Origin of the sequence: Cupriavidus sp. USMAA2-4, from assembly GCF_001854305.1 — a bacterium.
Lineage (GTDB): Bacteria > Pseudomonadota > Gammaproteobacteria > Burkholderiales > Burkholderiaceae > Cupriavidus > Cupriavidus malaysiensis.
Window position 1 is genome coordinate 1,729,450 of record NZ_CP017748.1, and the last position, 26,847, is coordinate 1,756,296.

At 68.2% G+C, this 26,847-nt stretch carries 24 protein-coding genes and 1 tRNA gene; 16 read left to right on the forward strand and 9 right to left on the reverse strand.

Annotated features, from left to right (window positions below; genetic code table 11):
• The first annotated feature begins 26 nt into the window (after nucleotides 1-26).
• Both BKK79_RS07555 and BKK79_RS07560 read left to right on the forward strand, forming a co-directional pair.
• On the forward strand, nucleotides 27-1,013 hold the full coding sequence (locus tag BKK79_RS07555; RefSeq protein ID WP_071038459.1) for a YheT family hydrolase: 987 nt from the start codon (nucleotides 27-29) through the stop codon (nucleotides 1,011-1,013).
• An 89-nt stretch (nucleotides 1,014-1,102) separates the two neighbouring features.
• Nucleotides 1,103-1,693, forward strand: coding sequence for a DUF2946 family protein (locus tag BKK79_RS07560; RefSeq protein WP_071037471.1), 591 nt, complete (start codon nucleotides 1,103-1,105; stop codon nucleotides 1,691-1,693).
• A 100-nt stretch (nucleotides 1,694-1,793) separates the two neighbouring features.
• On the opposite strand, the gene BKK79_RS07565 is transcribed toward BKK79_RS07560, so the two are convergent.
• Complete coding sequence (locus BKK79_RS07565; RefSeq protein ID WP_083383949.1) at nucleotides 1,794-3,548, reverse strand: M48 family metalloprotease; 1,755 nt, start codon at nucleotides 3,546-3,548, stop codon at nucleotides 1,794-1,796.
• Nucleotides 3,549-3,668: 120 nt separating this feature from the next.
• Between BKK79_RS07565 and moaC the strand changes: the two genes are divergently transcribed.
• The 3 genes from moaC to BKK79_RS07580 all read left to right on the forward strand — a co-directional run bounded on the left by moaC (nucleotide 3,669) and on the right by BKK79_RS07580 (nucleotide 5,498).
• Nucleotides 3,669-4,145 (forward strand): cyclic pyranopterin monophosphate synthase MoaC, encoded by a 477-nt coding sequence (moaC, locus tag BKK79_RS07570; RefSeq protein WP_071037472.1) that lies wholly within the window; start codon nucleotides 3,669-3,671, stop codon nucleotides 4,143-4,145.
• A gap of 344 nt (nucleotides 4,146-4,489) precedes the next feature.
• The gene (locus tag BKK79_RS07575) at nucleotides 4,490-4,915 is read left to right on the forward strand and encodes a hypothetical protein (protein ID WP_071011192.1); all 426 of its coding nucleotides are present in this window, start codon (nucleotides 4,490-4,492) and stop codon (nucleotides 4,913-4,915) included.
• 58 nt (nucleotides 4,916-4,973) lie between these two features.
• Nucleotides 4,974-5,498 (forward strand): YMGG-like glycine zipper-containing protein, encoded by a 525-nt coding sequence (locus tag BKK79_RS07580; protein WP_071011190.1) that lies wholly within the window; start codon nucleotides 4,974-4,976, stop codon nucleotides 5,496-5,498.
• A gap of 87 nt (nucleotides 5,499-5,585) precedes the next feature.
• On the opposite strand, the gene BKK79_RS07585 is transcribed toward BKK79_RS07580, so the two are convergent.
• From BKK79_RS07585 to recA, 8 genes are all read right to left on the reverse strand, one after another.
• Nucleotides 5,586-7,424 (reverse strand): PglL family O-oligosaccharyltransferase, encoded by a 1,839-nt coding sequence (locus BKK79_RS07585; protein ID WP_071011188.1) that lies wholly within the window; start codon nucleotides 7,422-7,424, stop codon nucleotides 5,586-5,588.
• A 99-nt stretch (nucleotides 7,425-7,523) separates the two neighbouring features.
• Nucleotides 7,524-7,985, reverse strand: coding sequence for a pilin (locus tag BKK79_RS07590; protein WP_071016080.1), 462 nt, complete (start codon nucleotides 7,983-7,985; stop codon nucleotides 7,524-7,526).
• Nucleotides 7,986-8,353: 368 nt separating this feature from the next.
• Nucleotides 8,354-9,049 (reverse strand): TerC family protein, encoded by a 696-nt coding sequence (locus BKK79_RS07595; protein ID WP_071011186.1) that lies wholly within the window; start codon nucleotides 9,047-9,049, stop codon nucleotides 8,354-8,356.
• A gap of 377 nt (nucleotides 9,050-9,426) precedes the next feature.
• A complete protein-coding gene (gene sucD, locus BKK79_RS07600; RefSeq protein WP_071011185.1) occupies nucleotides 9,427-10,308 on the reverse strand; it encodes a succinate--CoA ligase subunit alpha in 882 nt (293 codons plus the stop codon).
• 94 nt (nucleotides 10,309-10,402) lie between these two features.
• Nucleotides 10,403-11,569 (reverse strand): ADP-forming succinate--CoA ligase subunit beta, encoded by a 1,167-nt coding sequence (gene sucC / locus BKK79_RS07605; RefSeq protein ID WP_071011183.1) that lies wholly within the window; start codon nucleotides 11,567-11,569, stop codon nucleotides 10,403-10,405.
• 62 nt (nucleotides 11,570-11,631) lie between these two features.
• Entirely contained in the window at nucleotides 11,632-12,303 is a 672-nt protein-coding gene (locus BKK79_RS07610; protein WP_231907977.1) for a DUF2889 domain-containing protein, read from the reverse strand.
• A 393-nt stretch (nucleotides 12,304-12,696) separates the two neighbouring features.
• Nucleotides 12,697-13,176, reverse strand: a complete 480-nt coding sequence (gene recX, locus BKK79_RS07615; protein WP_071011182.1) for a recombination regulator RecX — start codon at nucleotides 13,174-13,176, stop codon at nucleotides 12,697-12,699.
• Nucleotides 13,177-13,543: 367 nt separating this feature from the next.
• Nucleotides 13,544-14,599, reverse strand: coding sequence for a recombinase RecA (gene recA, locus BKK79_RS07620; protein ID WP_071011180.1), 1,056 nt, complete (start codon nucleotides 14,597-14,599; stop codon nucleotides 13,544-13,546).
• A gap of 315 nt (nucleotides 14,600-14,914) precedes the next feature.
• Between recA and BKK79_RS07625 the strand changes: the two genes are divergently transcribed.
• The 11 genes from BKK79_RS07625 to BKK79_RS07675 all read left to right on the forward strand — a co-directional run bounded on the left by BKK79_RS07625 (nucleotide 14,915) and on the right by BKK79_RS07675 (nucleotide 26,653).
• On the forward strand, nucleotides 14,915-15,643 hold the full coding sequence (locus tag BKK79_RS07625; protein WP_071011178.1) for a response regulator: 729 nt from the start codon (nucleotides 14,915-14,917) through the stop codon (nucleotides 15,641-15,643).
• 49 nt (nucleotides 15,644-15,692) lie between these two features.
• The gene (locus BKK79_RS07630; protein ID WP_071037473.1) at nucleotides 15,693-17,270 is read left to right on the forward strand and encodes a sensor histidine kinase; all 1,578 of its coding nucleotides are present in this window, start codon (nucleotides 15,693-15,695) and stop codon (nucleotides 17,268-17,270) included.
• A gap of 2 nt (nucleotides 17,271-17,272) precedes the next feature.
• On the forward strand, nucleotides 17,273-17,575 hold the full coding sequence (locus tag BKK79_RS07635; protein ID WP_071011175.1) for a DUF4212 domain-containing protein: 303 nt from the start codon (nucleotides 17,273-17,275) through the stop codon (nucleotides 17,573-17,575).
• Nucleotides 17,576-17,849: 274 nt separating this feature from the next.
• Nucleotides 17,850-19,550, forward strand: coding sequence for an MFS transporter (locus BKK79_RS07640; protein ID WP_071011173.1), 1,701 nt, complete (start codon nucleotides 17,850-17,852; stop codon nucleotides 19,548-19,550).
• A gap of 153 nt (nucleotides 19,551-19,703) precedes the next feature.
• A tRNA-Met gene (locus BKK79_RS07645) sits at nucleotides 19,704-19,780 on the forward strand.
• Nucleotides 19,781-20,253: 473 nt separating this feature from the next.
• Nucleotides 20,254-20,667 (forward strand): type IV pilin protein, encoded by a 414-nt coding sequence (locus BKK79_RS07650; protein WP_157128470.1) that lies wholly within the window; start codon nucleotides 20,254-20,256, stop codon nucleotides 20,665-20,667.
• 3 nt (nucleotides 20,668-20,670) lie between these two features.
• Nucleotides 20,671-21,168, forward strand: a complete 498-nt coding sequence (locus tag BKK79_RS07655) for a GspH/FimT family pseudopilin (protein ID WP_071011169.1) — start codon at nucleotides 20,671-20,673, stop codon at nucleotides 21,166-21,168.
• Nucleotides 21,165-21,755, forward strand: a complete 591-nt coding sequence (locus BKK79_RS07660; RefSeq protein WP_071037475.1) for a type IV pilus modification PilV family protein — start codon at nucleotides 21,165-21,167, stop codon at nucleotides 21,753-21,755. The genes BKK79_RS07655 and BKK79_RS07660 overlap by 4 nt, the downstream gene beginning before the upstream one ends.
• Nucleotides 21,752-22,792, forward strand: a complete 1,041-nt coding sequence (locus tag BKK79_RS07665; RefSeq protein ID WP_071037476.1) for a PilW family protein — start codon at nucleotides 21,752-21,754, stop codon at nucleotides 22,790-22,792. The genes BKK79_RS07660 and BKK79_RS07665 overlap by 4 nt, the downstream gene beginning before the upstream one ends.
• A 3-nt stretch (nucleotides 22,793-22,795) precedes the next feature.
• Nucleotides 22,796-23,347, forward strand: a complete 552-nt coding sequence (locus tag BKK79_RS07670; RefSeq protein WP_071011164.1) for a pilus assembly PilX family protein — start codon at nucleotides 22,796-22,798, stop codon at nucleotides 23,345-23,347.
• A 66-nt stretch (nucleotides 23,348-23,413) separates the two neighbouring features.
• A complete protein-coding gene (locus BKK79_RS07675) occupies nucleotides 23,414-26,653 on the forward strand; it encodes a pilus assembly protein (protein WP_071037477.1) in 3,240 nt (1,079 codons plus the stop codon).
• Nucleotides 26,654-26,847 lie beyond the last annotated feature (194 nt).

Below are 26,847 nucleotides of genomic sequence, written 5' to 3' on the forward strand. Positions count from 1 at the left end.
CTGCCGGCTTCGGCGCCGGGCAGCGCATGCCCTGGTGGCTGTGCGACGGCCATACCCAGACCATCATCCCGGCGCGCTTCACGCGCCGTCCGCAGGTCGGCTTCCGGCGCGAGCGCTGGAGCACGCCCGACCGGGACTTCATCGACCTCGACTGGACCACGCATGCCACCGCGCCCGATGCGCCGCTGGTGGTGATGTTCCATGGACTGGAGGGCGACTCGGGCAGCCACTATGCCCAGGCGCTGATGCACGCGCTGGCGGCGCGCGGCTGGCAGGGCGTGGTGCCGCACTTCCGCGGCTGCTCGGGCGAACTCAATCTCGCGCCGCGCTTCTACCACTCGGGCGATGCCGAGGAGATCGGCTGGATCCTGCAGCGCCTGCACGCGCAGCACTGCGCGCCGGCGCGCCGGCTGCTGGCGGTCGGCATCTCGCTGGGCGGCAATGCCCTGCTGCGCTACCTGGGCGAGCAGGGCCAGGCCGCGGGGCGGCTGGTCGCCGCGGCCGCCTCGGTGTCGGCACCGCTCGACCTCGCCGCCGGCGGCGCTGCGCTGGCGCGCGGCTTCAACCGCGTCTACACGCGCATGTTCCTGCAGACGCTCAAGCGCAAGTCGCTGGCCAAGCTGCTGCAGTATCCCGGCCTGTTCGACCGCGATGCCGTGCTGGCGAGCCAGGACCTCTATGCCTTCGACAACGTGGTGACGGCGCCGCTGCACGGCTTCCGCGACACGGATGACTACTGGACGCGTGCGGCCAGCAAACCCGTGCTGGGCAGCGTGGCCGTGCCGACGCTGGTGCTCAATGCGCGCAACGACCCCTTCCTGCCGGCGCGCCACCTGCCCGGCCCGGAGCAGGTCAGCGCCGCGGTCTGGCTGGAGCAGCCCGAGCACGGCGGCCACGTCGGCTTCATGACGCCGCGCGAAGGCCTGCTGCGCCAGCTGCCGCTGCTGCCGTATGCTGGGCATATCGGCTGGCTGCCGCAGCGCGTGCTGCGCTTCTTCGACAGCGTCGCCTGAGATCCGGCGATGCCCCGGCGCGCCACGGTGCACGGTGGCGCCGGAGGCCCATGCTAGCGGGCGGCACGCCCGCGCAGGAGACAAGACAGATGGATGAGATCGTCAAGCAGGCCATGGCCCGCTGGCCCGACGTGCCGAACTGCTATGGCTGGCTGGCACTGGACCGCCGCGGGCAGTGGCGCATCCGCAACGAATACGCGCAGCAGCACGGCCTGTCCGGCGATCCGGTCCGGAACGAGGCGCTGGTCCGCTTCATCGAGCGCAACTACCAGCGCGACGCGCACGGCGCCTGGTACTTCCAGAACGGCCCGCAGCGGGTCTTCGTCGCGCTGGGCTATGCGCCGTGGGTCGCGCGGCTGCACCAGGGCCGGCTCGCCACCACCAGTGGCCACGCGCTGGCGCCCGTCGCCTGCTACGCCGACGAGCATGGCAACGTGGTGCTGGCATGCCGGATGGAGGAGGAACTGACGGGCGCGAGCGGCGTGCAGGCCGTGCTGCTGCACGACCATGACCTCGATGCCTTCAGCAGCGCCAGCACCTGGCACGGCGAAGCCTGCGGCGCGGCGCTGGGCGTGTTCCATCACGGCAGCGCGGACCTGCCGATCGAACCCATCCTGGACAAGGAAGTGCCAGCGCGCTTCGGCTTCGTGCGCATGCCGCAGGCAGAGCCGGCCGGATAGGCGGAGAAGGCCGAGAAAGCCGAGAAAGCCGAGAAAGCGAAAGGGGCGGGAAAGCAGGGATAAGCGAGAAAGGCAGACAGCCGGCAGCGCCCGCCCGGGCTCAGTTCGGCATGCCCTTGTTGTCCTGGCGATCCTCGCGCGCCAGGCGCTGCAGCTGGTGCAGGCGCGCATCGACCTCGGACAGGGTGTAGAAGTCGCCGTCGCCCGCCTTGCGCGCGATCTGCAATTGCTCGATCGCTTCCTGGTAGGAGCCGTCCATCGCATAGCGCTCGGCCAGTGCCTGGTGCTGCAGCAATTGCTGGCCCCTGCCGGCATAGGCGCGCGCCAGCAGGCCCCACCACTCGGGACGGGTGTTCTCTTCGCGGGTGCGCTCGCGCAGATAGGCCACCGCTTCGTTCCAGCGGCCGACCGACAACAGCGTCTCGCCATAGCACAGGGCCACCGCGTGCGACAGCGGGAAGGCGCGCATCGACGCCTGCGCCTGGCTCAGCGCCTGTGCGGTCCGGCCCTGCTCGCGCGCCAGCTCGATGGTCATCACGTCCAGCATCGGCGTGCCCGAAGTCGCGCCCGGGATATTGCCGTACAGGCGGCGTGCCTCGGTCAGCGCGGTCTCGGCGGCGGCATAGCGTCCCAGCCGCTGCTCGGCGAAAGCGATGCCGTACCACAGCGCCGGCTGCCGCGCCGGCGCGGCGCCGGCCAGTTGCGTCTGCATGGCATTGCGCACGTTCTGCAGGTCGCTCGGCGTGGTTTCCTGCAGCACGCGGGCGCGCACGCGGGCAAACTCATAGTCGGGCGTGCTGACCACCTTGCGCACGCTGACGTGGCTGGCGCGGTCCTGCATGTCGGCGATGCGCTCCGAGGTCAGCGGGTGGGTCCGCACATAGGCCGGCAGCGAGTTCTCGGAGATGCCCATCACGCGCTGCAGGCGGCGGAAGAAGTCCGGCATGCCCTGCGGATCGAAACCGGCCGCGGTCATGATCTGGAAACCCACGCGATCGGCCTCGCGCTCGGCGCTGCGCGAGAACGACAGCTGGTTGGCCACCGCCATGCCCTGGCCACCGATGGCCAGCGCCGCGGCGGCATCGCCGCTCTTGGTGGCAGCCAGGCCGGCCAGCGCCATCGCGGCCAGCGCGATCCACATCGATTGGTCCTGCTTGGTGATGCCGCGCGCGATGTGCCGCTGCATCACGTGGCCGATCTCGTGGCCCAGCACCGACGCCAGCTCCGATTCCGTCTCCGACTGCACCAGCAGCCCGGTATGCACGCCGACGTAGCCGCCGGGCATGGCGAAGGCGTTGATGGTGCGGTCGCGCACCCCGAACAGCTCGAAGCCGGTGGCAAAGGTGCCGGCGCCGTTGGCGCCCGAGATGTTCTGCTTGCGCGCGGCCTCGACCAGGCGGAAGCCGAGCGCGTTCAGGTACTCCGTCAGCAGCGGGTCGGTCAGGTAGTCAGGGTCGCGGCGGATCTCGCGCATGATGCGATCGCCCAGCCGCCGTTCCATATCGGGCGACAGCGCCGCGCTGGAGGGATCGCCCAGGTCCGGCAACTGCGGCCCGCTGCCCTCGACCACGGTGTTGCCGCCGTGCACGAAGTCCGACTTCTGCCCCGCCTTCACGCTGCGGTTCAGGTTGTCGTAGACCTGGTCGCTCACCTCGGCGCCCGGCGCACCGCCCACCGAAAGCCCGGGCGGCAGGACGGTCTGCGCCCAGCCGGGCGCCAGCAGGCTCACGGCCAGCAGCGCCGCCAGCGGCCGGCGCAGACGCCACGGCCGCGCGGCAATACGGCGGAGCGGGTCATGGCCGGAGTCGTGGCGGGCGCGGACGGAGCCGGTGCGGAGCGGTCGGGACGGTAGCATATTGCTATGATAGCGGCCTTCCCATGCCGTTCCCACGGGGCTTGCCCTGCCCGGCGGCGGCGCAGGCCGCTACGCCGGCGGCAGCGCCGCGGCCTTCACCCTCCACTCTCCAGTCCCGCCATGAGCCAGCTCACGCATTTCGATACCGCCGGACAAGCCCATATGGTCGACGTCGGCGACAAGGCCAGCACCCATCGCGTCGCCGTGGCCAGCGGCACCATCACCATGCAGCCCGACACGTTCGCGCTGGTGCGCGACGGCAGCGCGAAGAAAGGCGACGTGCTGGGCATCGCACGCGTGGCCGCCATCATGGCCACCAAGCGCGCCGCGGACCTGATCCCGCTCTGCCACCCCATCGGCCTGACCAAGGTCGCGGTCGACTTCGCGCTCGACGCGGCCGGCGCCAGCGTCACCTGCACGGTGCGCACCGAGACCCGCGGCCAGACCGGCGTGGAGATGGAAGCGCTGACCGGCGTGCAGGTCGCGCTGCTGACCATCTATGACATGTGCAAGGCGGTGGACCGGGGCATGGTGATGGGCAATGTGCGGCTGCTGGAAAAGCATGGCGGCAAGTCGGGGGACTGGGTGGCGGGCTGAAGGCGGCCGCGCCCGGACTACCCCGGACTACCCAGACGACTCCGGACGACTCCGGACGACTCCGGACGACTCCGGACGACTCCGGACGACCCGGATCATTCCGGGCCATTCCCGATCATTCCGGCTCACCGCCCGCCTGCGCCCGGGCGGTGAACGCGTGTGGCGTGGCGTCGGCGATTCTTAGCGCCGATGTCACAGGCTTACAACATCACAGGCCGCTCTGTAATAAGCGTAACGGCCCATTTCCACGCCATCAGGAGCGTGGGCTTGCGCGTTAAATTGGTATTCAATTCACATCGGGAAAGCCGCACCACGCGGTGCCCTGAGATACCAAGGTGAGCAACATGAACGCGCGAGATCTCGGCCGCATCGGCCTGCTTGCCGCCGCGCTGGCGGCTGCCGCAGGGGCCAGCCTGCCGGCCCAGGCCCACGGCTGGTACGGCCGCGGGCGGGTCGGCGTCGGTGTCTATGTCGGGCCCGGCTTCTACCCTTACCCTTATCCGTACTACTACCCCGGCTACTACTACCCGCCCGCGGTGGTAGCGGAGCCGAGCGCGCCGCCGCAGTATATCGAGCAGGGTGACGTCGATCCCGCCGGCATCCCGCCCGCCGCGGCCGGCGGCGCGCCGGACCAGGGGCCATCCTACTGGTACCACTGCAGCAAACCCGAGGGCTACTACCCCTACATCAAGGCCTGCCCGGGCGGCTGGCAGCAGGTGCCCGCGCAGCCGCCGTCGAGCCGCGCCGACGGCGCCCCGCCGCCGGCCTGACCAGCCCGATCCCGACGGAGCGCCACGCACGCGCCGTCCCCATGCCAGAGGAATCGCCATGAAAGCCCTCCCCCTTCTCGGCCTGCCGCTTGTGGCACTGGCCCTGAGCGCCTGTACCGTGATGCCCACCGGCCCAAGCGTGATGGCGCTGCCCGGCACCGGCAAGAATTTCGACCAGTTCCGCGCGGACGACGCCAGCTGCCGCCAGTTCGCCTATGCGCAAATCGGCGGGGTGAGCGCCGACCAGGCCGCCGCCAATACCGCGGTCGGCAGCGCCGTGCTGGGCACGGCGGTCGGCGCGGCCGCCGGTGCAGCCTTCGGCGGCGGCCGCGGCGCGGCCATCGGTGCCGGTGCCGGCCTGCTTACCGGCTCGGCCATCGGCGCCAACAACGCCTACTACTCGGGCTATGGCAGCCAGCGACGCTACGACGCGGCCTACGTGCAGTGCATGTACGCCAGCGGCAACAAGGTGCCGGTCTACGGCAATATGGCGATCCGCAGCGCGCCGCCGGCCGGCGCCGCCTACTACCAGCCCGCGCCGCCGCCTCCGCCGCCGGGCTACTACGCCCCGCCGGCCTACTGAGCCTCGGCGCACCCGGCATATCGGCCTGCTGAGCGCCGCCTGCCGGCGCACGGCGGGCCGGCGCTGCCGGCGCAATCGGCGGCCCGCTCAGTCTTCCTGGTGCGAGGCGGCCTGCTTGCGCACCCAGTCGCAGAAGGCCTCCGGCCGGTCCTCGGCGCGCACGCCGGTACAGGCCTTGTTCACGGTGGCATACTGCGCCGCCTCATCTCCCGCGTAGTAGAAACGCAGGCGCATCAGCCAGACTCGCGCCTGCGCCTCCTTGCCCGTCAGCGCCATCAGCCACGCGGTGCGCGCGATCATCTCCGGCGTCGGCAGCAGGTGCACGGCGGCCAGGTGGCCCGGCAACAGCGCCGCCGCATTGGCCGGCGTGATGCGCGCCAGCTCGGCGCGCTCGGCACCGGCATGGGTCTGGAACCAGAAGCGCGGCAGCGGCAGGCCGGCACGCTTGGCGCTGCCGGCATACTCGCGCGCCTCCAGGCGCCGGTAATCCTGCCACATGGTGGCCAGTACCACGCCGGCCGCCAGCACGAACAAGGCCGCCGCCAGCCGGCGCGCGGCGCGCGGCGGCTGCCAGCGCACCAGGCCGGACGGCTCCAGCCAGGCAATCAGGAAGCAGAACGGCAGCAGGAAGTAGGCATAGTGCAGCGGGTATTCGAGCATCGAATGCGCGCACAGCATGGCCAGCCACGTCAGCGCCAGCAGGCTCTGCGCGCGTTCGTCGGCATCGCCGCGCCACAGGCGCGCGCGCACCACCCGCCACAGCCAGCCGGCCAGCACCAGCAGCACGCCCACCGTGCCCACCAGCCCCGTCTTGGCCAACAGGTCCAGCACGGCATTGTGCGCGTGCAGGGACATCTCCGCCGTCACCCCGACCAGCGCCAGCTGCTCGAACTGGGCCCAGCCGAACTCGCCCCAGCCCACCCCCAGCCAGGGGTGGGAACGGAACATGGCCCAGGCATGCGTCCACAGCGCGCCACGCGAAGAGATCTGGTCGGCCGCCTGCAGCTGGGCGATGGTGTCGAACAGGTTCCAACCGAAGGCCTGCCCCGCCGCCTTGACCAGGGGCTGCAGCACCAGCAGGCCCGCCACCAGCGCCACCGCCGCGAACAACAGGCCGGCCGGCCGCGCCAGCGGTCCGGCGCGGCGCGCGCTGGCGCCCAGTCGGCCACGCTCGCCATCCATCGCGCCCGCGCGCGCCAGCCAGGCCATCAGCAAGGCGCACAAGGTCGCCAGCCCCACGTGCAGCACGCCTGTGCGCGAGCCGGACAGTACGATGCCGCTCTCGAGCAGCAGCGCCGCCGCCAGCCAGGCCGGCGCGCCCAGGCGGCCGCGCGCAGCCAGCCAGACCGAGGCCGCCAGCGCCAGCCCCTCGACCGTGGCCTGGTGGTTGGGCTGGTTCAGGTTGCCCCACAGGCGGCGGTTGTCATCGTAGAAATAGGAAGAGACCAGGCCCAGGCTGCCCGGCTCCAGGTGGAAGACCTGCGCCCATTGCGCCAGCGTGCCCAGCAACCCCGCCACCAGCCAGGCGGCGGCCAGCGCATCGAGCAGGTGGCGGCGCCCGTCGCGGCCCGCGGCCTGCCCGTAGCGCCAGGCGGCCAGCATCACCACCGCGCCCAGCGCCAGCGCCAGCTGCGTCAGCAGGCGGCTGCCGGTGATGTCGGGCATGCCGGCGGCGGCCTGCAGCAGGCCGGTCAAGATCAACCAGAGGGGGAACAGGGCGGCGATGGGCAGCAGCGGCGCCTCGCTACGCTGGCCGGCGCGCGTGGCGAGGCTGCACAACAGCCAGGCGCTCAACGCGAACAGCAGCAGCGAGGCCCATTCGCCGTAGAAAGTAGCGAGCGGCAGGGTATGCCGGGAAACCAGCGGGGGAAACGCGACAGCGAGGAAAACGGCTAGGGCCGGAAGCGAGAACCTGAGAGGCGGCATGCGGGTGCCTGGTGGGGGCAAAGGCGCATGATAGCTTGGGGGGTGGGGAAAGAAAAAGCGCCCCGGGTGGGGCGCCTTCTTCCAATGCTTACAAGCCTATCAGACGCCCGTCTGTTGCTTCGTGCAACCATTGCCCGACGTAGCGCCGGTCCACTTGATCTGCGTCGGGTCCGTAGTAACAGGCGTAAAGGTCACGACGCACGCGGTCAACTGACCCGAGCCGGTGATGGTAAGTGCCGGAACAGTACCATCCCAAGCAACGGTACCATTTTTCGGTACGGGCAACGAAGGATAGCCAACGGCCGTGTTCAGCAGAGCTGCCGTCGCGCACTTCGTCATGTCGCCACTGTTTTCCTGCAGGCACTGTCCAATAGCGATCTTCGTTGATGCGATCGAAGCAATGTTGTCGGCCCAGCGCGCGCGCGTCACGTAGTCCTGATACTGCGGAATCGCAATCGCCGCCAGGATACCGATGATCGCCACGACGATCATCAGTTCGATCAGCGTAAAGCCCTTCTGGGCACGGCGGCCCAGCTTCTTCAGTTGTTGTACGCGTTGCATGGTGATTTGACCCCTTGAAGGTATTTTCCCGATGTGATGAAACATCGTGTTTCATGTGATGCGGGACATATAAAGCAGTCTTCATGCCAGCCTTTTGGAGGGTATGTGAAGGCACGAAGTGACAATTTTCGGCAGTTGGGCGGCCGATGGCTTTGCGCTGGCGCAAATTTTGTCACCCAGGCTGACAGGCTGCGGCAGGCGATGGAAGCGCCGTTTCGATCAGAAACGAATCCAACTGAAATCCGGCGCCTCCCGGGCAGCGCGCCGCTCCCCGCTCCAGCAGAAAAACGGGCGGCCGCATCGCTGCGGCCGCCCGGAACGACGGCGCCCGGGCTTCACGCCCAGTCGCCGCTGAGAGGACGGGTCGGTCAGGCGGTCTGTGCGCCGCGGCGCTGCAGCAGCTTGCCGATCAGCACCACCAGCACGGCGCCGACGACGCCGAACACGAGGTGGGCGTGCGGCACGTTGGCCTCGAACCAGGCGGCGTCGACCGGGTCGCTGACCAGCATCTCGCCGGCCAGGTAGCCCAGCAGGGCGGCACCCAGCACGATGATGATGGGGAAGCGCTCCATCACCTTGAGCAGGATGGTGCTGCCGAACACGATCAGCGGGATCGACAGGCCCAGGCCCAGCACCAGCAGCATCAGCTGGCTGCCTTCGGGGCCCTTCTGCGCGGCGGCGGCCACGGCCACCACGTTGTCGAGCGACATCACCAGGTCGGCGATCAGGATGGTGCGGATGGCGGCCCAGATATTGTCCTTGGCATCGTGGCCGTCCTCGTCATCGTCGCCGGTCAGCAATTGCACGCCGATGTAGACCAGCAGCAGGGCGCCGACGATCTTCAGGTAGGGCAGGCTCAGCAGCTTGACGGCCGCCACGGTCAGCACCACGCGCATGATGATGGCGGCGGCGCTGCCCCAGAAGATGGCTTTCTTCTGCTGGGCGGGCGGCAGGTTGCGCGAGGCCAGGGCGATCACCACGGCGTTGTCGCCCGACAAGACGATATTGGTCAGGATGATCGATCCCAGCGCGATCCAGAACGCGGTGGAGGACAGCAATTCCACGGTGAAGCTCCTCGGTTTCTATGACTTGGTGTTGATGGATAACGACAGGTCCGCGCGCTGGCTCGGCGCGCGACTGCGGCATTTCGGATGTCTGAAAATTCAGACATGGAGATTTACCGTATGAACCTTTCGATTAGGTTTCAATCAGGATACCAGCAGACCTGGGAGATACCCTAGTGTCCTGGGTCTCAAGTGCGTTGAGCCGCTTTGTCTGGCGGGAAGTCGTGCAAGGCCGGGGCGTCAAGGACAACGGGATTGCCTCCGCCAGAATGACAATGCCCCCGCATGAGGCGGGGGCATTGCATGGCCGGCCGGGGCCGGCGGTCGGTGCCGGCGCCGCGCGGGGCGCGGCGGGACACCGGGAATCGGACGCCGAATTACAGCGCAGCCTTCAGCAGGCGGCCCATTTCGGACGGGTTGCGCGTGACCTTGATGCCGCACGCTTCCATGATTTCCAGCTTGGCCTGGGCGGTGTCGGCACCGCCCGAGATCAGCGCGCCGGCGTGGCCCATGCGCTTGCCCGGGGGCGCGGTCACGCCAGCGATGAAGCCGACCACCGGCTTCTTCATGTTTTCCTTGATCCAGTAGGCGGCGTTGGCCTCGTCCGGACCACCGATCTCGCCGATCATGACGACGGCGTCGGTATCGGGATCGTCATTGAACATCTTCATGACGTCGATGTGCTTCAGGCCGTTGATGGGGTCGCCACCGATGCCGACGGCCGACGACTGGCCCAGGCCCAGCGCGGTCAGCTGGCCCACGGCTTCGTAGGTCAGCGTGCCCGAGCGCGACACCACGCCGATGCGGCCCTTGCGGTGGATGTGGCCGGGCATGATGCCGATCTTGATTTCGTCCGGGGTGATCAGGCCGGGGCAGTTCGGACCGAGCAGCAGGGTCTTCTTGTTCTGCTTGCGCATCTTGTCCTTGACTTCCATCATGTCGCGCACGGGGATGCCTTCGGTGATGCAGACCACCAGGTCGAGGTCGGCGTCAACGGCTTCCCAGATCGCGGCGGCGGCGCCTGCGGGCGGCACGTAGATCACCGAGACGGTCGCGCCGGTGGCGTCCTTGGCTTCCTTGACGTTGGCGTAGATGGGGATGCCCTCGAAGTCCTCGCCGGCCTTCTTCGGGTTCACGCCGGCGACGAAGCAGTTCTTGCCGTTGGCGTAGTCGCGGCAGCCGCGGGTGTGGAACTGGCCGGTCTTGCCGGTGATCCCCTGGGTGATCACCTTGGTATCTTTGTTGATCAGAATCGACATGCTGTAATCCTTTGCTTGGCTTCAGGCAGCGCGCGGGCTCAAGCCCCGGCGCGCCGCGTGCGTTCGCGAATGGTTGGCGTGACTGCGCGGCTTGTTACTTGCCGGCGGCAGCGGCCACCACCTTCTGGGCAGCCTCTTCCATGGTGTCGGCCGCGATGATGGGCAGGCCGGAGTCGGCCAGCATCTTCTTGCCGATCTCTTCGTTGGTGCCCTTCATGCGGACCACCAGCGGCACGGACAGCGACACGGCCTTGGAGGCGGCGATCACGCCTTCGGCGATCACGTCGCAGCGCATGATGCCGCCGAAGATGTTGACCAGGATGGCCTTCAGGCCGGGGTTCTTCAGCATCAGCTTGAAGGCTTCGGTCACCTTCTCGGTGGTGGCGCCGCCGCCCACGTCGAGGAAGTTGGCCGGCTCGCCGCCGAACAGCTTGATGGTGTCCATGGTGGCCATGGCCAGGCCGGCGCCGTTCACCAGGCAGCCGATGTTGCCGTCCAGCGAGATGTAGGCCAGGTCGAACTTCGAGGCCTCGATTTCGTTGGCGTCTTCTTCATCCAGGTCGCGGTAGGCGACGATTTCCGGATGACGGAACAGGGCGTTGGAGTCGAAGTTGAACTTGGCGTCCAGCGCGATGACCTTGCCGTCGCCGGTCAGGATCAGCGGGTTGATTTCGGCCAGCGACGCGTCGGTTTCCCAGAAGGCCTTGTACAGGCCTTGCAGGGCCTGGCGGGCTTGCGCCACGCTGGCGTCGGGCACGCCGATCTTGCGCGCGATATCGTCGGCGTCGGCATCCTGCAGGCCGGCAGCCGGGTCGATGATCAGGGTGTGGATCTTTTCCGGGGTGTGGGCAGCGACTTCTTCGATGTCCATGCCGCCTTCGCTGGAGGCCATCAGGGCCACCTTCTGCGACACGCGGTCCACCACCAGCGAAACGTACAGTTCCTTCTTGATGTCAGCGCCTTCTTCGATCAGCAGGCGGTTGACCTTCTTGCCTTCCGGGCCGGTCTGGTGCGTGACCAGTTGCATGCCCAGGATGTTGCTGGCGTAGGTCTTGACCTCGTCCATGCTCTTGGCAACCTTGACGCCACCGCCCTTGCCGCGGCCACCCGCATGAATCTGCGCCTTCACGACCCACACCGGGCCGCCCAGGGTTTCAGCGGCCTTCAGGGCCTCGTCGACCGAGAAGGCCGGAATGCCGCGCGGAACCGGCACATTGTATTTGCGCAGGATTTCCTTGCCTTGGTACTCATGGATATTCATGCGTGTTTCCTTTCGGGTAGGCGTAAGAGGGAAAGTGTTGATGCGGGTCCGCGGCGCCGGCGTCAGCCGGCGGGCACCGTGGACCTGCCGGGCGTGGACCGCGTTTCGCCGGATTCGCCGGCTTCGGGCCGCGGCACCGTGGGAGTCTGCGCCCCCTGGGGCCCGGTCTTCGGTTTCGGCTGGTAGCCATACCAGCGCGGATAAAACTGGCGGACCACCTCGCCCTCGAAATGCAGGGCATGGCAGCCGTGCAACTGGTAGGGGGGATCGGTCCGGGTATCGTCTTCGCCGTCGCGGATGCTGATGACATCGCCCGCGAAGGCCTGGATGGCGGTGGTGGGCAGCACTCCGGCCAGTTCGGTCAGGTGCGTGCAGCCGGCCACGCTGCCGAGGCGCTCGCGCACAGCCTTGCGGAAACCCTTCATCAGGTTCAGGCCGATCAGCTTGCGGTAGGCGGGGCCGATGGTGTCGCAATGGCCGGGATAGGGCACCCAGTCGGAGCAGGCGTCGGCGTCGACCACGTTCATGCGCAGGTCGATCGTCACGCGCAGCCACAGGTCATGCAAGGGCTGGCCCTCCGGGCGCACGCGGCCGCCGGCCAGCTCGATCTCGCGCGGCTTGGTGTCGGTCAGGCGCGCCTCGATGTCCCACAGGCCATCTTCCCTGAGATAGGCCTCGGCCGTGATGGCACGGCGATGCCGCAGGGCGCGGTTGACGGGCGGGGAGAGGGGCATGAAACCAGGCTGAAGCGAGGACAGATGGACGGCAGAAATCGGACGGCGGAGCCGAAAAACCCGAAGAGTTTAACATGCCGGGCCGCATTGGCCGGGAACTGCGCGCAGGTCGCGCTGTCGGCAGCACATTGGCGCACCGCGGCCGCTACCCGGCCACCCGCGCCACACCGGTCGCACGGCGAAGCCCGGCGCGGCATGCCGGGCGGATGGACGCCCAGCGGCAGGCTGGTATCGCCGGCGGCCACTTGCACATCGGCGCGTACTGGCGCGTACCGGCGTGCACAATACACCTGCCGGCGTCATAGGTATTTCCCAGCAGACATGGATGGAAGGACCGGAGCCGGCTGGCTGGCTGGCCGCTTCCCGCCACGGCGTTCCGGCAGCCAGGGGCAATCAGTCGTCCCCTGGCCACTCATCGGACGGCTCATCGCCCTGCCCCGCGATGACCTTGCCGATCACGCTGCGGGAAAAGCCCCGCGCCATCATGAAACGGATCTGCTTGGCCCGGGCCTCTGGCGACTCCGGCGCCACGCCGAAGCGCTTCTGCCAGACGGCGCGGGCGCGCGCCAGTTCGGTATCGGCCAGCCGCTCCTTCAGCGCCTGCAACTGCTCTCCGCCCAGCTGGTGGGTCTTGGCCTCCTGCATCACGCGCGCCGCGCCATAGCGTGCCGCGCGCCGATGCACGAGGCTGTCGACGAAACGGACATTGGACAGCCAGTTCTCGCGCTCCAGCGCGTCCAGCAGTTGCTCGACCTCCTCGGGCGACTCGGCATGCGGCGCCAGCTTGCGCGCCAGTTCGGCACGGCTGTGCTCGCGCCGCGACAGGTAGCCGATGGCACGGGCCTTGAGGGAGAGCGGGGGACGGGTGGACATGGCTGCGGGGCGGGATGCCCGAGGCCGGGCAGCGGAAGGAAGCGGAGGTTGGATAGAGCGGCTGCAGCGATTTCAGCGGTGACAGCGGTGACAGCGGTGACAGCGGTGACAGCGGTGACAGCGGTGACAGCGGTGGCGGAAGGCGTGCCGGCTCCGCGTGAGGCCGCCTCCAGCGGAATGCCACGCGGAGGGCATCGCGCAGGCACTGCAAGTTACCCAGAGGTACAACAAAGGCACAGCGACTAAGGTACAACGAGGGCACCGGCAAGGCCGGCGCCCTCGTGGCAGCCCGGCTCAGGTAGTCCGGGCAGGCAGTCCGAGGCATGACAGCCGGCGATGCGCGCCGCCCGACCGCCCCGGCGCCGGCTCATTCCTCGAGCGCCGCGACCGCCGTGCCGTTCAGCGGGGCCACGCCCAGCGCCACGCGCACCTTGTTCTCGATCTCGTTGGCGATATCGGGATTCTCGCGCAGGAATTCGCGCGCATTGTCCTTGCCCTGGCCGATCTTCTCGCCGTTGTAGCTGTACCAGGCGCCCGACTTCTCGACGATCTTGGCATCCACGCCCAGGTCGATGATCTCGCCCTGGCGGGAGATGCCCTGGCCGTAGAGGATATCGAAGAAGGCTTCGCGGAACGGCGGCGACACCTTGTTCTTGACCACCTTGACCTTGGTCTCGTTGCCGATCACGTCGTCGCCCTTCTTGATCGAGCCGATGCGGCGGATATCGAGGCGCACCGAGGCGTAGAACTTCAGCGCGTTGCCGCCGGTGGTGGTTTCGGGCGAACCGAACATCACACCGATCTTCATGCGGATCTGGTTGATGAAGATCACCAGGCAGTTGGTGCGCTTGATGGTGCCGGTCAGCTTGCGCAGCGCCTGGCTCATCAGGCGGGCCTGCAGGCCGGGCAGCGCATCGCCCATCTCGCCTTCGATTTCGGCCTTCGGCACCAGCGCGGCGACCGAGTCGATCACGATCAGGTCGATGGAGCCGGAGCGCACCAGCGCGTCGGCGATTTCCAGCGCCTGCTCACCGGTGTCGGGCTGCGAGATCAGCAGGTCGCCGACATTGACGCCCAGCTTGCCGGCATAGTTGACGTCGAGCGCGTGCTCGGCGTCGATGAAGGCGCAGGTGCCGCCCAGCTTCTGCATCTCGGCGACCACCTGCAGCGTCAGCGTGGTCTTGCCCGACGATTCCGGACCGTAGATCTCCACCACGCGGCCGCGCGGCAGGCCGCCCACGCCGAGCGCGACGTCCAGGCCCAGCGAACCGGTGGACACGACCTGGATGTCCTGCTCGACGTCACCGTCGCCCAGGCGCATGATCGAGCCCTTGCCGAATTGCTTCTCGATCTGGGAAAGCGCCGCGGCAAGCGCCTTCTGCTTCTCCGCGCTCACGCCTGCACCCGCCTTCTTGTCGTCCATGGTCGTCCTTCCGTCAATGGTGTATAAATAGGCCGCATGTGGCGCGGCGCCTGGTTTCCGTGCGTGCCGCGCCGGCCCGCCGGCGCATCCTGGCCCCGGCGCAGGCGCCAGGGCGATCCCGCTCCCGCGCCGCCGTCTTGCCGGGCGCCGCGGGGCACCGACCCGGCAGGACCGCCAGGCCATGCCGCCCCGATGCCGGTCCTCGCCGAACGTGCGAGTACTGTATAAAAAAACAGTATGCTTGGCAAGCCCCGCCCGCGCCACGGACGCAAAAAGTAAAGGCGCCCGGGCCTGGCCAGGGAGGAGACACTGACTATGCGCATTCTCATCGCCGAAGATGACGACGTGCTGGCTGACGGACTGACGCGCTCGCTGCGCCAGTCGGGCTATGCCGTCGACCATGTCGCCAGCGGACTGGAAGCCGATTCGGCGCTGTCCACCCAGAGCTTCGACCTGCTCATCCTCGACCTGGGCCTGCCGCGCATGTCCGGCCTGGAAGTGCTCAAGCGGCTGCGCGCGCGCGGCGCCATGCTGCCGGTGCTGATCCTGACCGCCGCCGACAGCGTCGACGAGCGGGTCAAGGGGCTGGACCTGGGCGCCGACGACTACATGGCCAAACCCTTCGCCCTGACCGAACTGGAGGCGCGCGTGCGGGCCCTGGTGCGGCGCGGCGCCGGCGGCGGCGGCACCCTGGTCCGCCACGGCCCGCTGGCCTTCGACCAGGTCGGCCGCGTGGCCTACCTGAACGAGCAGATGCTGGAGCTGTCGGCACGCGAACTCGGCCTGCTCGAGATCCTGCTGAGCCGCACCGGCCGCCTGGTGTCCAAGGAGCAGCTGGTCGACCATCTGTGCGAATGGGGCGAGGAAGTCAGCAACAACGCCATCGAGGTGTATGTGCACCGGCTGCGCAAGAAGATCGAGGTGGGCGGCATCCGCATCGCCACCGTGCGCGGGCTCGGCTACTGCCTGGACAAGTTCCAGGCCGCGCCGCTACCGGAGGACGCGGCCGGCGCGGCCGGCGCCTCGACCACCGTGCACGCCTGAGGACCGCGCTGGTGCCCTCCCCCGTCCAGGCCGGCTGCCCGCACGCGACATGACCCTGCTCAGACTGCCCTGGCGGCGTGGACACGCGCGGCAGGCCCGCCGCGCCGCCGCCAGCCCGCCGCCGGCCGCGGCGGATAGCGCGGCCCTGCCCGACGACGTCGCCCTGGCCGACGCCCTGCCGCACCTGGAGGACGATGCCCGCCAGCCGGCGGCGCGCTCCCTGTTCGGCGAGATCCTCGACTGGATGCTGGCGCCGCTGCTGCTGCTGTGGCCGATGAGCATCGCCGTGACCTACCTGGTCGCCAAGTCCATCGCCAACGGCCCTTACGACCGCTCGCTCGAAGCCAGCGCCATCGTGCTGTCGCAGCAGGTGCGCGAGGTGAACGGCCGCGTCACGCTGCAGTTGCCGCTGTCCGCGCGCGAGATCCTGCGTGCCGACGAAACCGACAATATCTATTACCAGGTGGTCGGCACGCGCGGCGAGTACATCGCCGGCGACCGCGACCTGCCGCTGCCGAACGAGGACGAACAGGGCCACGCCGGCCTGGTCTCGCTGCGCGACGACCGCGTCAAGGGCAACGATGTGCGCGTGGCCTACACCTATGTGGAACTGCGCAACGTGTCCGGCGAGCAGCCGGTGCTGGTGCAGGTGGCCGAGACGCTGGACAAGCGCGCCCGCCTGGCCAACGAGATCATCAAGGGCGTGATCCTGCCGCAGTTCGTCATCCTGCCGCTGGCGGTGGTGCTGGTGTGGTTCGGCCTGACGCGCGGGCTGGCCCCGCTCAACGCCATCCAGCAGCGCATCCGCGCGCGCAATCCCGGCGACACCAGCCCCATCGAGGAGGGGACGGCGCCGCAGGAGATCACGCCGCTGGTGTCCTCCTTCAATGAACTGCTGGCGCGCCTCGACCAGTCGGTGCAGACGCAGAAGCGCTTCATCGCCGACGCCGCCCATCAGATGAAGACGCCGCTGGCCGGCCTGCGCATGCAGGCCGAGCTGGCCCAGCGCGAGCAATCGCCGGAGGAGCTGCGCCGCTCGCTGGCGCAGATCGCCGGCAGTTCGGAGCGCACTGCCCACCTGGTCACCCAGCTGCTGTCGCTGGCACGCATGGAGAACCTGGCCAGCAGCGCCGGCATGGCGCCGCTGGACCTGGCCGCGCTGGCGCGCGAGGTGGTCAAGGACTGGCTGCCGCGTGCGTGGGAACGGCAGATCGACCTGGGCCTGGATGCCGACGACCATCCGGTCATGGTGCAAGGCAACCGGCTGATGCTGACCGAGATGCTGAACAACCTGATCGACAATGCCATCCGCTACACCCCGCCCGGCGGCCACGCCACCGTGCGGGTCAGCGCCGACCCCTTCGAACCCTTCGCCTACCTCGACGTGGAAGATACCGGCCCGGGCATCCCCGTGGCCGAGCGCGAGCGCGTGATGGAGCGCTTCTACCGCGTGCTCGGCACCAATACCGAGGGCAGCGGGCTGGGCCTGCCCATCGTGCGCGAGATCGTGCAGCAGCACGGCGGCGAGATCCGCATCCTCGACCATGTCTACCAGCAGGAGCCGCGCCGCGCCGGCGCCCGCCTGCACATCACGCTGCGGCGGCCGGCCGAGGACGCGGAGCACTGAGCATGGCAGGCCATCGCGACACCCCGGACGAACGGCGCGCCTGGTACCGCAATGTGCGCTGGATCGGCGCGCTGCTGGGCGTGTGGTTCGTCGTCACCTTCGTGGTGAGCTGGTTCGCGCGCGAACTGCGCTTCGACTTCTTCGGCTGGCCCTTCTCCTTCTGGGTCAGCGCCCAGGGCGCCCTGATCGTCTACGTGCTGATGGCAGCCATCTACGCCTGGCGCATGAACCGCGCCGACGATGCAGAGGCCGCCGCAGCCGCGGCGCAAGCGGCACCCGAGAACTGGCGCGACGATGCTGCGTAGCGGCATCCCCTGCATCGCGCCAGCCGTCTTTTCCTCCCGTTTTCCAAGCTCTCTTCCTTGCGCGGCGCAGCAGGCGGAGGCCTTGCGCAGGCCTGCTTCCGGCCTAGCGTATACCCCGACGAAACTCCCCATTTCCGATGGGAATCTGTCAGAACTCAGTAAGTTTCGCCTCCCACAATCCAAGCAACTTCGGCAGGCCGGGAGCCTCCGCAAGTGCTCGCGCAGTGTCGCCCCCGGCCCGCACGGAGACCTTACGACAATCGAAGGAGACATCATGGCCAATGCGCAGCACGTTGCGATGCCGGGGGGCGGCACTCAGAACGCACCCATGACGAGGGAGGAGAGGAAGGTCATCCTGGCCTCCTCGCTCGGCACGGTGTTCGAGTGGTACGACTTCTACCTGTACGGCTCGCTGGCGGCGATCATCGCCAAGCAGTTCTTCGCCGGCCTGGACCCGACCTCCGCCTTCATCTTCGCCCTGCTCGCCTTCGCCGCCGGCTTCATCGTGCGTCCCTTCGGCGCGCTGGTGTTCGGCCGGCTGGGCGACATGATCGGCCGCAAGTACACCTTCCTGGTGACCATCCTGATCATGGGCATGTCGACCTTCATCGTCGGCCTGCTGCCCGGCTTCGCCACCATCGGCTGGGCCGCGCCGGTGATCCTGATCGCGCTGCGCATGCTGCAGGGCCTGGCCCTCGGCGGCGAGTACGGCGGCGCGGCCACCTACGTGGCCGAGCACGCGCCGCACGGCAAGCGCGGCTCCTATACGGCGTGGATCCAGACCACCGCCACGCTGGGCTTGTTCCTGTCGCTGCTGGTGATCCTGCTGTGCCGCGAGCTGACCGGCCCGGCCTTCGACACCTGGGGCTGGCGCATCCCCTTCCTGGTCTCCATCCTGCTGCTGGGGATGTCGGTCTACATCCGCCTGTCGATGAGCGAATCGCCCGCCTTCCAGAAGATGAAGGCCGAGGGCAAGACCTCCAAGGCGCCGCTGACCGAGTCCTTCGCCCAATGGCGCAACCTGAAGATCGTGATCGTGGCGCTGCTCGGCCTGACCGCCGGCCAGGCCGTGGTCTGGTACACCGGCCAGTTCTATTCCCTGTTCTTCCTCACCCAGGTCCTGAAGGTCGACGCCAAGACCGCCAACCTGCTGATCGCCGGCGCCCTGCTGATCGGCACGCCCTTCTTCATCTTCTTCGGCTCGCTGTCGGACAAGATCGGCCGCAAGTGGATCATCATGGCGGGCTGCGCGCTGGCCGTGCTGACCTACTTCCCGATCTTCAAGGCGATCACGCACTACGCCAACCCGGCGCTGGAGCGCGCCCAGCAGTCCGCGCAGATCGTCGTCACCGCCGACCCGGCGCAGTGCTCCTTCCAGGGCAGCCCGATCGCCCGCGAGATCGACTTCCGCAGCTCCTGCGACATCGTCAAGCGCACCCTGGCCCAGGCCAGCGCAAGCTACGAGGTGGTCAGCGCCCCGGCCGGCACGGTGGCCTCGGTGAAGATCGGCGACAAGGAGATCCCCGCCTTCAACGCCGGCCTGACCGAAGACCGCCACAGCTTCAGCGAAGACAGCAAGAAGCAGATCGCCGGCTTCAAGAAGTCGGTCGGCGAAGCAATGAGCGCCGCCGGCTACCCGAGCAAGGCGGATCCCGCCCAGATGAACACCATCATGGTGCTGGTGCTGCTGGTCATCCTGGTGATCTACGTGACCATGGTCTACGGGCCGATCGCCGCCATGCTGGTGGAGATGTTCCCGACCCGGATCCGCTACACCTCGATGTCGCTGCCCTACCACATCGGCAACGGCTGGTTCGGCGGCCTGCTGCCCACCATCTCCTTCGCGCTGGTGGCGCAGAACGGCAACATCTACTACGGCCTCTGGTACCCGATCATCATCGCCGCCGTCACCTTCGTGATCGGTGCCCTGTTCGTCCGCGAAACCAAGGACGTCAACATCTACGCCCACGACTGAGCCCCGCGGCCCCCGACACCCCCGCCGCGCGCGAACGGGGGCGCCGGAGGCGGCCGGCGGCCCCGGCCACCCCGGCGGAAAAACGCCTAGGAAAAATCTTTGCACAAAGGTGTTGACAGGCTCTGAAGTCCACGTATAATTGCGGTCTTCAACGGCGAATTAGCTCAGTCGGTTAGAGCGACGGAATCATAATCCGCAGGTCCGGGGTTCGAGTCCCTGATTCGCCACCAAATATGAAACCCCGGTAGATCCACGATCTACCGGGGTTTTTCATTTTTCACTAGGGGGCTCCGCCGGTTTTTTGCGCGGGCCCCTTTGCGTTTCTTCCCGGGCGCCGCTCCGCGGCATTCACCGCCCCTCAGTCCAAACGAACCCGAACGAACCCGGACGGCCCCCGATCGAAGGTGGCCGCGAGCACGGCGGCAAGGAGCCACGCCCTCCTTCGGTCCCCGCCAGTTGAATCCATACAACGCGCACACCCATCTTGCGGTTCGACTTTGACCACCACGAGGTTCCCGTCTACACTCGCTGCAACTACAAGCGGGCTTGCATGACAAGCCCGCGATAGATTTTCGGGTCAAGGAGCGCGAGCATGGGCCAAAGAAGCCCGGCAGTGCCACAGCGATGGGATGACTGTCGCTTTTATCGGGAAACATGGGTCAAAGCCGCACGCCTCCCAGGCGTCGCGCGATGGCGCTATGGCCTGCCGCGCAAGCAGCCGGGATTCACCCTCATTGAGTTGATGGTGACGGTTGCCATCGTCGGCATTCTCGCCGCTGTGGCGTACCCTTCGTATATCCAGTACGTTGTGCACTCCAATCGCGCAGCGGCGGAGTCGTTCCTGCTAGAGGTTTCCGCCACGCAGGAGCGCTACCTGCTGGACAACCGCGCCTATGGCACCAGCCTGGCCGCACTGGGCTACTCAGCCCTGCCCTCGAGCATTTCCGCCAGCTACCAGGTCAGCGTCTCGGCAAATGCCGGCCCGCCGCCCACGTACACGCTGACGGCCACACCGATCGGCGCTCAGTCCAGCAACGACACGCGCTGCGGTACGCTTTCCCTGTCCAACGCAGGCGTCAAGTCCGCCTCCGGACCGGCGTCCGATTGCTGGCAGTAGGCCATGACGCATCGGACCCATCGCCTCGCCGAGCGGACCCGCCGCCCTGCCAAGCCGGCGGGCTTCACCCTCATCGAGCTGCTGGTGACGCTGTCCGTGCTGGCCATCCTCGCGTCCATGGCCGCGCCGTCCTTTGCCAGCTTCGTTGCCACGCAGCGCATAAAGAATGCCTCGCTCGATCTCGCGGCCGCGCTCACGCTCGCGCGCAGCGAAGCGGTAACGCGCAATACGAGCGTTTCGGTGAATGCATCCAGCAGCTGGAGCGGCGGCTGGGCGGTGACGGCAGGCACGACGCAGGTGCGCAGCTTCGGCCCCTACCAGGGCATCGCCATCTCCACGACCAGCGGCACGTCCCTGGCCATGGGCAACGACGGCCGTCCCGTCGCCGGCGGAACCAGCTTCCAGCTTTCCACGGCCGCCCCCGCGCAGAGCACGACCGTGCTCTGCGTCGTACTGAGCGGCACCGGGCGCGTCTCGGTCGTCAATGGAGCTTGCGCATGAGGGCCATCCCTTCCCACCGAGGACGCCCCCGACCACGCAGGCCGGCGCGCGGCTTCGCGCTGATCGAGATCCTCGTTTCGGTCGTGATCCTGCTGGTGGCCCTGCTCAGTGCCGCCGGGCTGCTGGCCCGCTCGAACCAGATGGAAATGGAGACCTACCAGCGTGTCCAGGCCCTGACGCTGCTGCAGGACATGGCGGCACGGCTGAACGCCAATCGCCAGGTCGCCCCTTGCTACGCGGCGGGATCCCCGATGACGGTGCTGGGCAGCGGCTCGACCTCGGTACCGGCCTGCGCGCTGGGCAACGCCGCCCAGCAGGCGCTGGCGACGACGGACCTCACCGCCTGGAACAACGCCCTGCTCGGCAGCGCCGAGACCAGCGGCGGGAAATCCCTCGGTGCCATGATCGGTGCGCTGGGCTGCATCGAATCCGTCGACCCGGTCAACCAGGTCTACCGCATCTCGGTCGCCTGGCAAGGCCTGGCCAAGACCGTGGCGCCCGCGCTGCCGTGCGGCAGCGGCAGCTTCGGCGATGACACCACGCGCCGCGTCGTCAGCATCCAGGTCCGGATCGCCACCTTGTCATGAACCGCCCCCGCCTCCACCGCCCCTCGCAGCGAGGATGGACGCTGGTCGAGCTGATGATCGGCATCACGATCGGGATGCTCATGCTCATCGCCCTCGGCAGCCTCTACTTCTCGACCACGCAGTCGCGCTCCCTGCTGGCGTCCGTCTCCGACCAGATCGAGAGCGCGCGCTATGCGCTCGACATGATCGGGCACGAAACCGAACTGGCGGGCTTCTATGGCGAGACCGGCCAGGCCAGGAGCGCAACGGTATCGATGCCGTCGCTGTGCGCCACCACCAGTACCGCGCTCGGCTTCGCCAACAGCCCGGTGACCATGCCGGTGCCCATCCAGGGATTCGCGGCCGGCACGGTCGCCTCCTGCCTGCCGAACCTCAGCGCACAATCGGAGATCCTGGCGATCCGCCGTGTCTCGACCACCAGCGCCGCGGCCGCAACGGCGTCGGCCACCACGGGCCAGGCCTACCTGCAGAACTCCGCCTGCGGCAGCGACCCGGTTCCCTTCGTCTTCGACACCAGCGCGGCGGCCTTCACCCTGCAGACCAAGGCCTGCACCTCGAGCGCGCTCGCGCCGCTGCGCGCAGCCGTGGTCCGCATCTTCTATCTCGCCGCTTGCGACAACTGCGCCGGCAGCGGCGACGGGATCCCCACACTGAAGATGGTCGAACTCATCAACGGCGCGTTCCAGGTCAACTCCATCGCGCAGGGCATCCAGGATATGCACTTTTCCTTCGGCGTCGACCAGGACAACAACGGCTCCGCCGACTGCTACGTCGACAATCCCGGCATCGACAACAGCGGCGCCTGCACGAGCGTCACCGGCTATTCGTGGGCTACGCCGTCGGCCAACTGGCATAACGTGACGTCCGTGCGCATCAGCCTGCTGGCGCGCACCACCACCCGCGCCAACGGCTGGACCGACACGCGCCAGTACGACCTCGGGCGGAGCAGCCCGAGCGGGCCGTTCAACGATGGCTACAAGCGCCATGTCTACGCGCAGGTTGCCCGGCTGGCCAACGTAGCCGGCCCGAGGGAGTAGGCCATGCCATCGCTGCGACAGCACAAGCAGGCGCGCGAGCAGGGCATGACGCTCGTCGTCACGCTGATCTTCATGGTCATCTTCCTCCTGCTGGTGATCTCCCTGATCCATTCCAGCGTGGTCAACGTGAAGGTGGCCGGCAACCAGCAGCACACAGTGGAAGCCCGCAGCGCGGCGCAGCAGGCCATCGAACAGACCATCAGCCAGGACTTCACCGCCAACCCGGCCGCGGCGGCCTCCAGCGTGGCGGTCGACGTGAACGGCGACGGCACCGCGGACTACGTGGCGCAGGCCTCGGCGCCTGTGTGCACCAGCAGCCAGCCGATCAAGGACACCGACCTCGATACGACCAATGCCGACGACGTGTCCTGCTACCTCGGCAATGGCAACCAGAACACCGGCATCCTGACCTCGACCGCCAGCGGCGGCAATTCCCTGTGCAATTCCACCCAGTGGGACGTGCAGGCGAGCGTCAACGACAGCACGACCGGCGCCAACGTGACCTTGCACCAGGGCGTTGCCGTACGCGTGCCGGTCGGCACCACATGCCCATGATCCATCGCCGCGCCGGCCTGCGATCCCGCGCGCCCACCGCCCCCCAGCCGCCCGCCCCTAGCCGCCATGCGCCACCTCTTCCTCATTGCCTTGCGGCTGGCCGCCGTCGCCGCACTCGCCTTCTCGACCGCCTCGCCCGCCCATGCCGACGACATCGACCTGTACACCGGGCTGCAGACCGGCGCGGGGCAGCCGAACATCCTGCTGGTGATGGACAATGCCGCCGCCTGGGACGCCTCCGTGACCATCCCGAGCAGCGCAGGGTGCCCGAGCTGGACCCCGTCCAGCGCCAAGGATGCCGACTTCATGGCCTGCGCGCTGTACAACGCGCTCGGCGCGATCGGCTCCAACCCGGCCCTGCTCGGCAAGATCCGCCTCGGGCTGATGATGTTCGCACCGGCCAGCACGGGTGGCGGCCTGTTCTACTATCCGAACCCGTCGCCAGTGCCGCCCGGCCCCCTGCCGGTGATGGACAGTACGGCCATCGCCAACTTCCAGACACTGGTACGCAACAACATCAACGTGACTGCCAAGGCCAGCAAGAACCTGCTGGACGAGTCCATGGCCGAAGCCTGGGCCTACTTCACGGGCGGCACCGGCATCTCCGGCACCAAGTACACCTCGCCGCTGACGGACCATTGCCAGAAGACCTTCATCATCTATATCGCCGGGTCGTTCAACAACAACGCCCCCAAGACCGCCAACGGCACACCGCCCGCGCTCGCAGCGCTGCAGACGGCCGGCGCCACCTCGGCACAGCAGGCGCAGCTCGTCCTGCCGTCCAACGCCAACAAGTACCAGCAGAACTGGGGCGACGAGTGGGCGCGCTTCATGTACCAGAGCGACCTGTCCGGCGGTGCCAACACAGCCTACAAGCAGAATGTCGTCACCTACACCATCGACGTGACCGATGGCAGCAATCCGTCCTACGACGCGCTGGTCAAGAGCATGTCCAGCAACGGCGGCGGTTCCAACTTCACGGTGAGCGTGGGCGACGCCAAGGCCCTGCAGAACGCCTTGATGAGCATCTTCAATGAAGTGCAGGCCGTCAACAGCGTGTTCGCCTCGGTGAGCCTGCCGGCCTCCGTCAACGCCCAGGGACAGTTCCTGAACCAGGTCTACGTCGGCATGTTCCGCCCCGATGCCAGCGCGGCACCGCGCTGGCTGGGCAACCTCAAGCAGTACCAGATCGGCTACGACAGCAACGGCAACATCGTGCTGCAGGACGCCAAGAGGCAGAAGGCCATCAGCAACGCCTCCACCGGATTCATCTCGCCCAACGCGGTCAGCTTCTGGACCGCCGACCCGCCCCCGACATACGGTGCCAGCGGCTACGGCACGGGTTCGGTGGCCAACTGGCCGGCGCAGGGCTATTGGCAGAACAGCCCGTCGAGCGCCGGCTGGAAACTGGATCTCCCCGACGGCGAGATCGTCGAGAAAGGCGGCGCCGGGGAAATGCTGCGCGCCACCAACCTGACCAGCCAGCAAGGGCGCACGCTGCTGACCTGCAACGCCAGCTGCCAGGCCAGCACCGCCTTTACCTCCTTCGACACCAGCAACAGCTGGCTGACCGGTTCGGCGGGACTGGCCGCCATCAATGCCGGCGAAGCCGGCGTGCCGACCATCACCAGCACGGAGCTGCCCAAGCTGATCGCCTGGATGCGCGGACAGGACACCAAGGCGGCCGACTCCACCAGCATCGCCGGCAAGGAAGCGGAAGCCGGACCCGGCTCGCCGGTCACCGTGCGCAGCTCGATCCACGCGGACGTGCTGCACTCGCGCCCCGCGGTGGTCAACTATGGCAGCACCGGCGTGGTCGTGTACTACGGCACCAACGACGGCGTGTTCCACGCCATCAACGGTAACCAGAGCGCGGGTATCAACGGGGTGCGGCCAGGCGGCGAGCTATGGGGCTTCGTGGCGCCCGACTTCTTCGGCAAGCTAGGCCGCCTCTACGTCAACTCCCCGGAAATCCAGCTGTCCACGACCCCCGGCGGAATCACGCCCACGCCCCTGCCGCGCGACTACTTCTTCGACGGCAGCACGGCGGTGATGCAGGACCTGCGCAATCCGTCCAGCCCCCGCGTGGTCATCTACCTGACCGCCCGGCGCGGCGGCCGCTTCCTCTACGCCATCGACGTCACCAACCCGCTCAGCCCCAGCTTCCTATGGCGGCACAGCTACGCGGACCTGCCCGAACTCGGCCAGACCTGGTCGCAGCCGCGCGTGCTGCGCGTGCGCGGCTACGCGAACCCGCTGGTGATCATGGGGGCGGGCTACGATTCGACGGAAGACAGCGATCCCTACAACGCGAACGCCAGCACCGGCGGCGACACCATGGGGCGCGGCCTGTTCGCCTTCGATGCGGTCAGCGGCAGCCTCGTCTGGAGCGCGCTGCCGGACTGCACCGGCATGAGCGGCGCCTGCGTCAAGGTGGCCGGGCTCACGCGCGCCATTCCCTCGGACGTTACCCTGCTCGACCGCAACGGCGACGGCTATAGCGAGCGCCTCTACGTCGGCGACCTCGGCGGCAACCTGTGGCGGGCCGACTTCGAGGCTGCGGCCGGCAATGCACCGGCCAACTGGACCATGACCAAGCTGGCCGCGCTGGGCGGCTCGGCCGGCAGCAACAACGCGCGCAAGTTCTTCTATCCGCCCGACGTGGTATCCACCGCGGGCTACGATGCCGTCATGATCGGCTCCGGCGACCGCGAACATCCGCTCTATTCGACCTCGCCCACCCCGGGCCTCGCCTACAACGTGGTCAACCGGCTCTATATGATCAAGGACAGCAATATCTCCGGCATGCCGTTCGCCTGGACGCCAATCACGGAGGCCGGCCTGTCCGACATCACGACCAGCACCCAGCCCTACAGCGGCGCCGGCTCCGGCTTCTACATCACGCTCACCAATCCCGGCGAAAAAGCCGTCAACGCGGCGCTGACCGTCGCCGGCTACACCACCATCGGCACCAACACGCCGACGGTGCCGAGCCCCAACCAGTGCTTCCCCAACCTGGGCGCGGCCCGGACCTATTCCTTCAACTTCGTCACCGGCGCGGGACAGAACACCGCGCGCTCGATCGTGCTCGACGGTGGCGGCTTCCCCCCCTCGGCCGTGTTCGGCATCGTGCCGGTAACCAATGGCAGCAGCACCACGCTGGTGCCGGTCGTGATCGGCGGCGGCAGCCAGACCGCCACCGGAGGCGGCGATGCCACCTCGCCGATCGGCGTGCAGCAGGTGAAGATCGCCGGCGCCGGCAAGCGCAAGCGCGTCTACTGGTACCCGGAAAGCGACCGCCATTGACATGGCGCCGGGCGCGCGGGCGGCCGGCTCAGTGTTGTAGCGGGCGCCGGCCGGCTCGTCCGCCGCCCCTTCACCGCCTCCTGCGCCGCGACCGGCCACGCCGTGGCACGATGGGCATTACAATCGCCCGGGAACCGGTGGCCGCCACATCCGCCACCGCCGCGCTTCCCCGGCCCGCGCCAAGGCGCGGCCTC

Bases quoted from the DNA above. Each gene is read 5' to 3' on its own strand.
- BKK79_RS07555 (WP_071038459.1), top strand. From the start codon at position 27: ATGCCCTGGTGGCTGTGCGACGGCCATACCCAGACCATCATCCCGGCG.
- BKK79_RS07560 (WP_071037471.1), top strand. From the start codon at position 1,103: ATGGATGAGATCGTCAAGCAGGCCATGGCCCGCTGGCCCGACGTGCCG.
- BKK79_RS07565 (WP_083383949.1), bottom strand. From the start codon at position 3,548: ATGCTACCGTCCCGACCGCTCCGCACCGGCTCCGTCCGCGCCCGCCAC.
- moaC (WP_071037472.1), top strand. From the start codon at position 3,669: ATGAGCCAGCTCACGCATTTCGATACCGCCGGACAAGCCCATATGGTC.
- BKK79_RS07575 (WP_071011192.1), top strand. From the start codon at position 4,490: ATGAACGCGCGAGATCTCGGCCGCATCGGCCTGCTTGCCGCCGCGCTG.
- BKK79_RS07580 (WP_071011190.1), top strand. From the start codon at position 4,974: ATGAAAGCCCTCCCCCTTCTCGGCCTGCCGCTTGTGGCACTGGCCCTG.
- BKK79_RS07585 (WP_071011188.1), bottom strand. From the start codon at position 7,424: ATGCCGCCTCTCAGGTTCTCGCTTCCGGCCCTAGCCGTTTTCCTCGCT.
- BKK79_RS07590 (WP_071016080.1), bottom strand. From the start codon at position 7,985: ATGCAACGCGTACAACAACTGAAGAAGCTGGGCCGCCGTGCCCAGAAG.
- sucD (WP_071011185.1), bottom strand. From the start codon at position 10,308: ATGTCGATTCTGATCAACAAAGATACCAAGGTGATCACCCAGGGGATC.
- sucC (WP_071011183.1), bottom strand. From the start codon at position 11,569: ATGAATATCCATGAGTACCAAGGCAAGGAAATCCTGCGCAAATACAAT.
- BKK79_RS07610 (WP_231907977.1), bottom strand. From the start codon at position 12,303: ATGCCCCTCTCCCCGCCCGTCAACCGCGCCCTGCGGCATCGCCGTGCC.
- recX (WP_071011182.1), bottom strand. From the start codon at position 13,176: ATGTCCACCCGTCCCCCGCTCTCCCTCAAGGCCCGTGCCATCGGCTAC.
- recA (WP_071011180.1), bottom strand. From the start codon at position 14,599: ATGGACGACAAGAAGGCGGGTGCAGGCGTGAGCGCGGAGAAGCAGAAG.
- BKK79_RS07625 (WP_071011178.1), top strand. From the start codon at position 14,915: ATGCGCATTCTCATCGCCGAAGATGACGACGTGCTGGCTGACGGACTG.
- BKK79_RS07630 (WP_071037473.1), top strand. From the start codon at position 15,693: ATGACCCTGCTCAGACTGCCCTGGCGGCGTGGACACGCGCGGCAGGCC.
- BKK79_RS07635 (WP_071011175.1), top strand. From the start codon at position 17,273: ATGGCAGGCCATCGCGACACCCCGGACGAACGGCGCGCCTGGTACCGC.
- BKK79_RS07640 (WP_071011173.1), top strand. From the start codon at position 17,850: ATGGCCAATGCGCAGCACGTTGCGATGCCGGGGGGCGGCACTCAGAAC.
- BKK79_RS07655 (WP_071011169.1), top strand. From the start codon at position 20,671: ATGACGCATCGGACCCATCGCCTCGCCGAGCGGACCCGCCGCCCTGCC.
- BKK79_RS07660 (WP_071037475.1), top strand. From the start codon at position 21,165: ATGAGGGCCATCCCTTCCCACCGAGGACGCCCCCGACCACGCAGGCCG.
- BKK79_RS07665 (WP_071037476.1), top strand. From the start codon at position 21,752: ATGAACCGCCCCCGCCTCCACCGCCCCTCGCAGCGAGGATGGACGCTG.
- BKK79_RS07670 (WP_071011164.1), top strand. From the start codon at position 22,796: ATGCCATCGCTGCGACAGCACAAGCAGGCGCGCGAGCAGGGCATGACG.
- BKK79_RS07675 (WP_071037477.1), top strand. From the start codon at position 23,414: ATGCGCCACCTCTTCCTCATTGCCTTGCGGCTGGCCGCCGTCGCCGCA.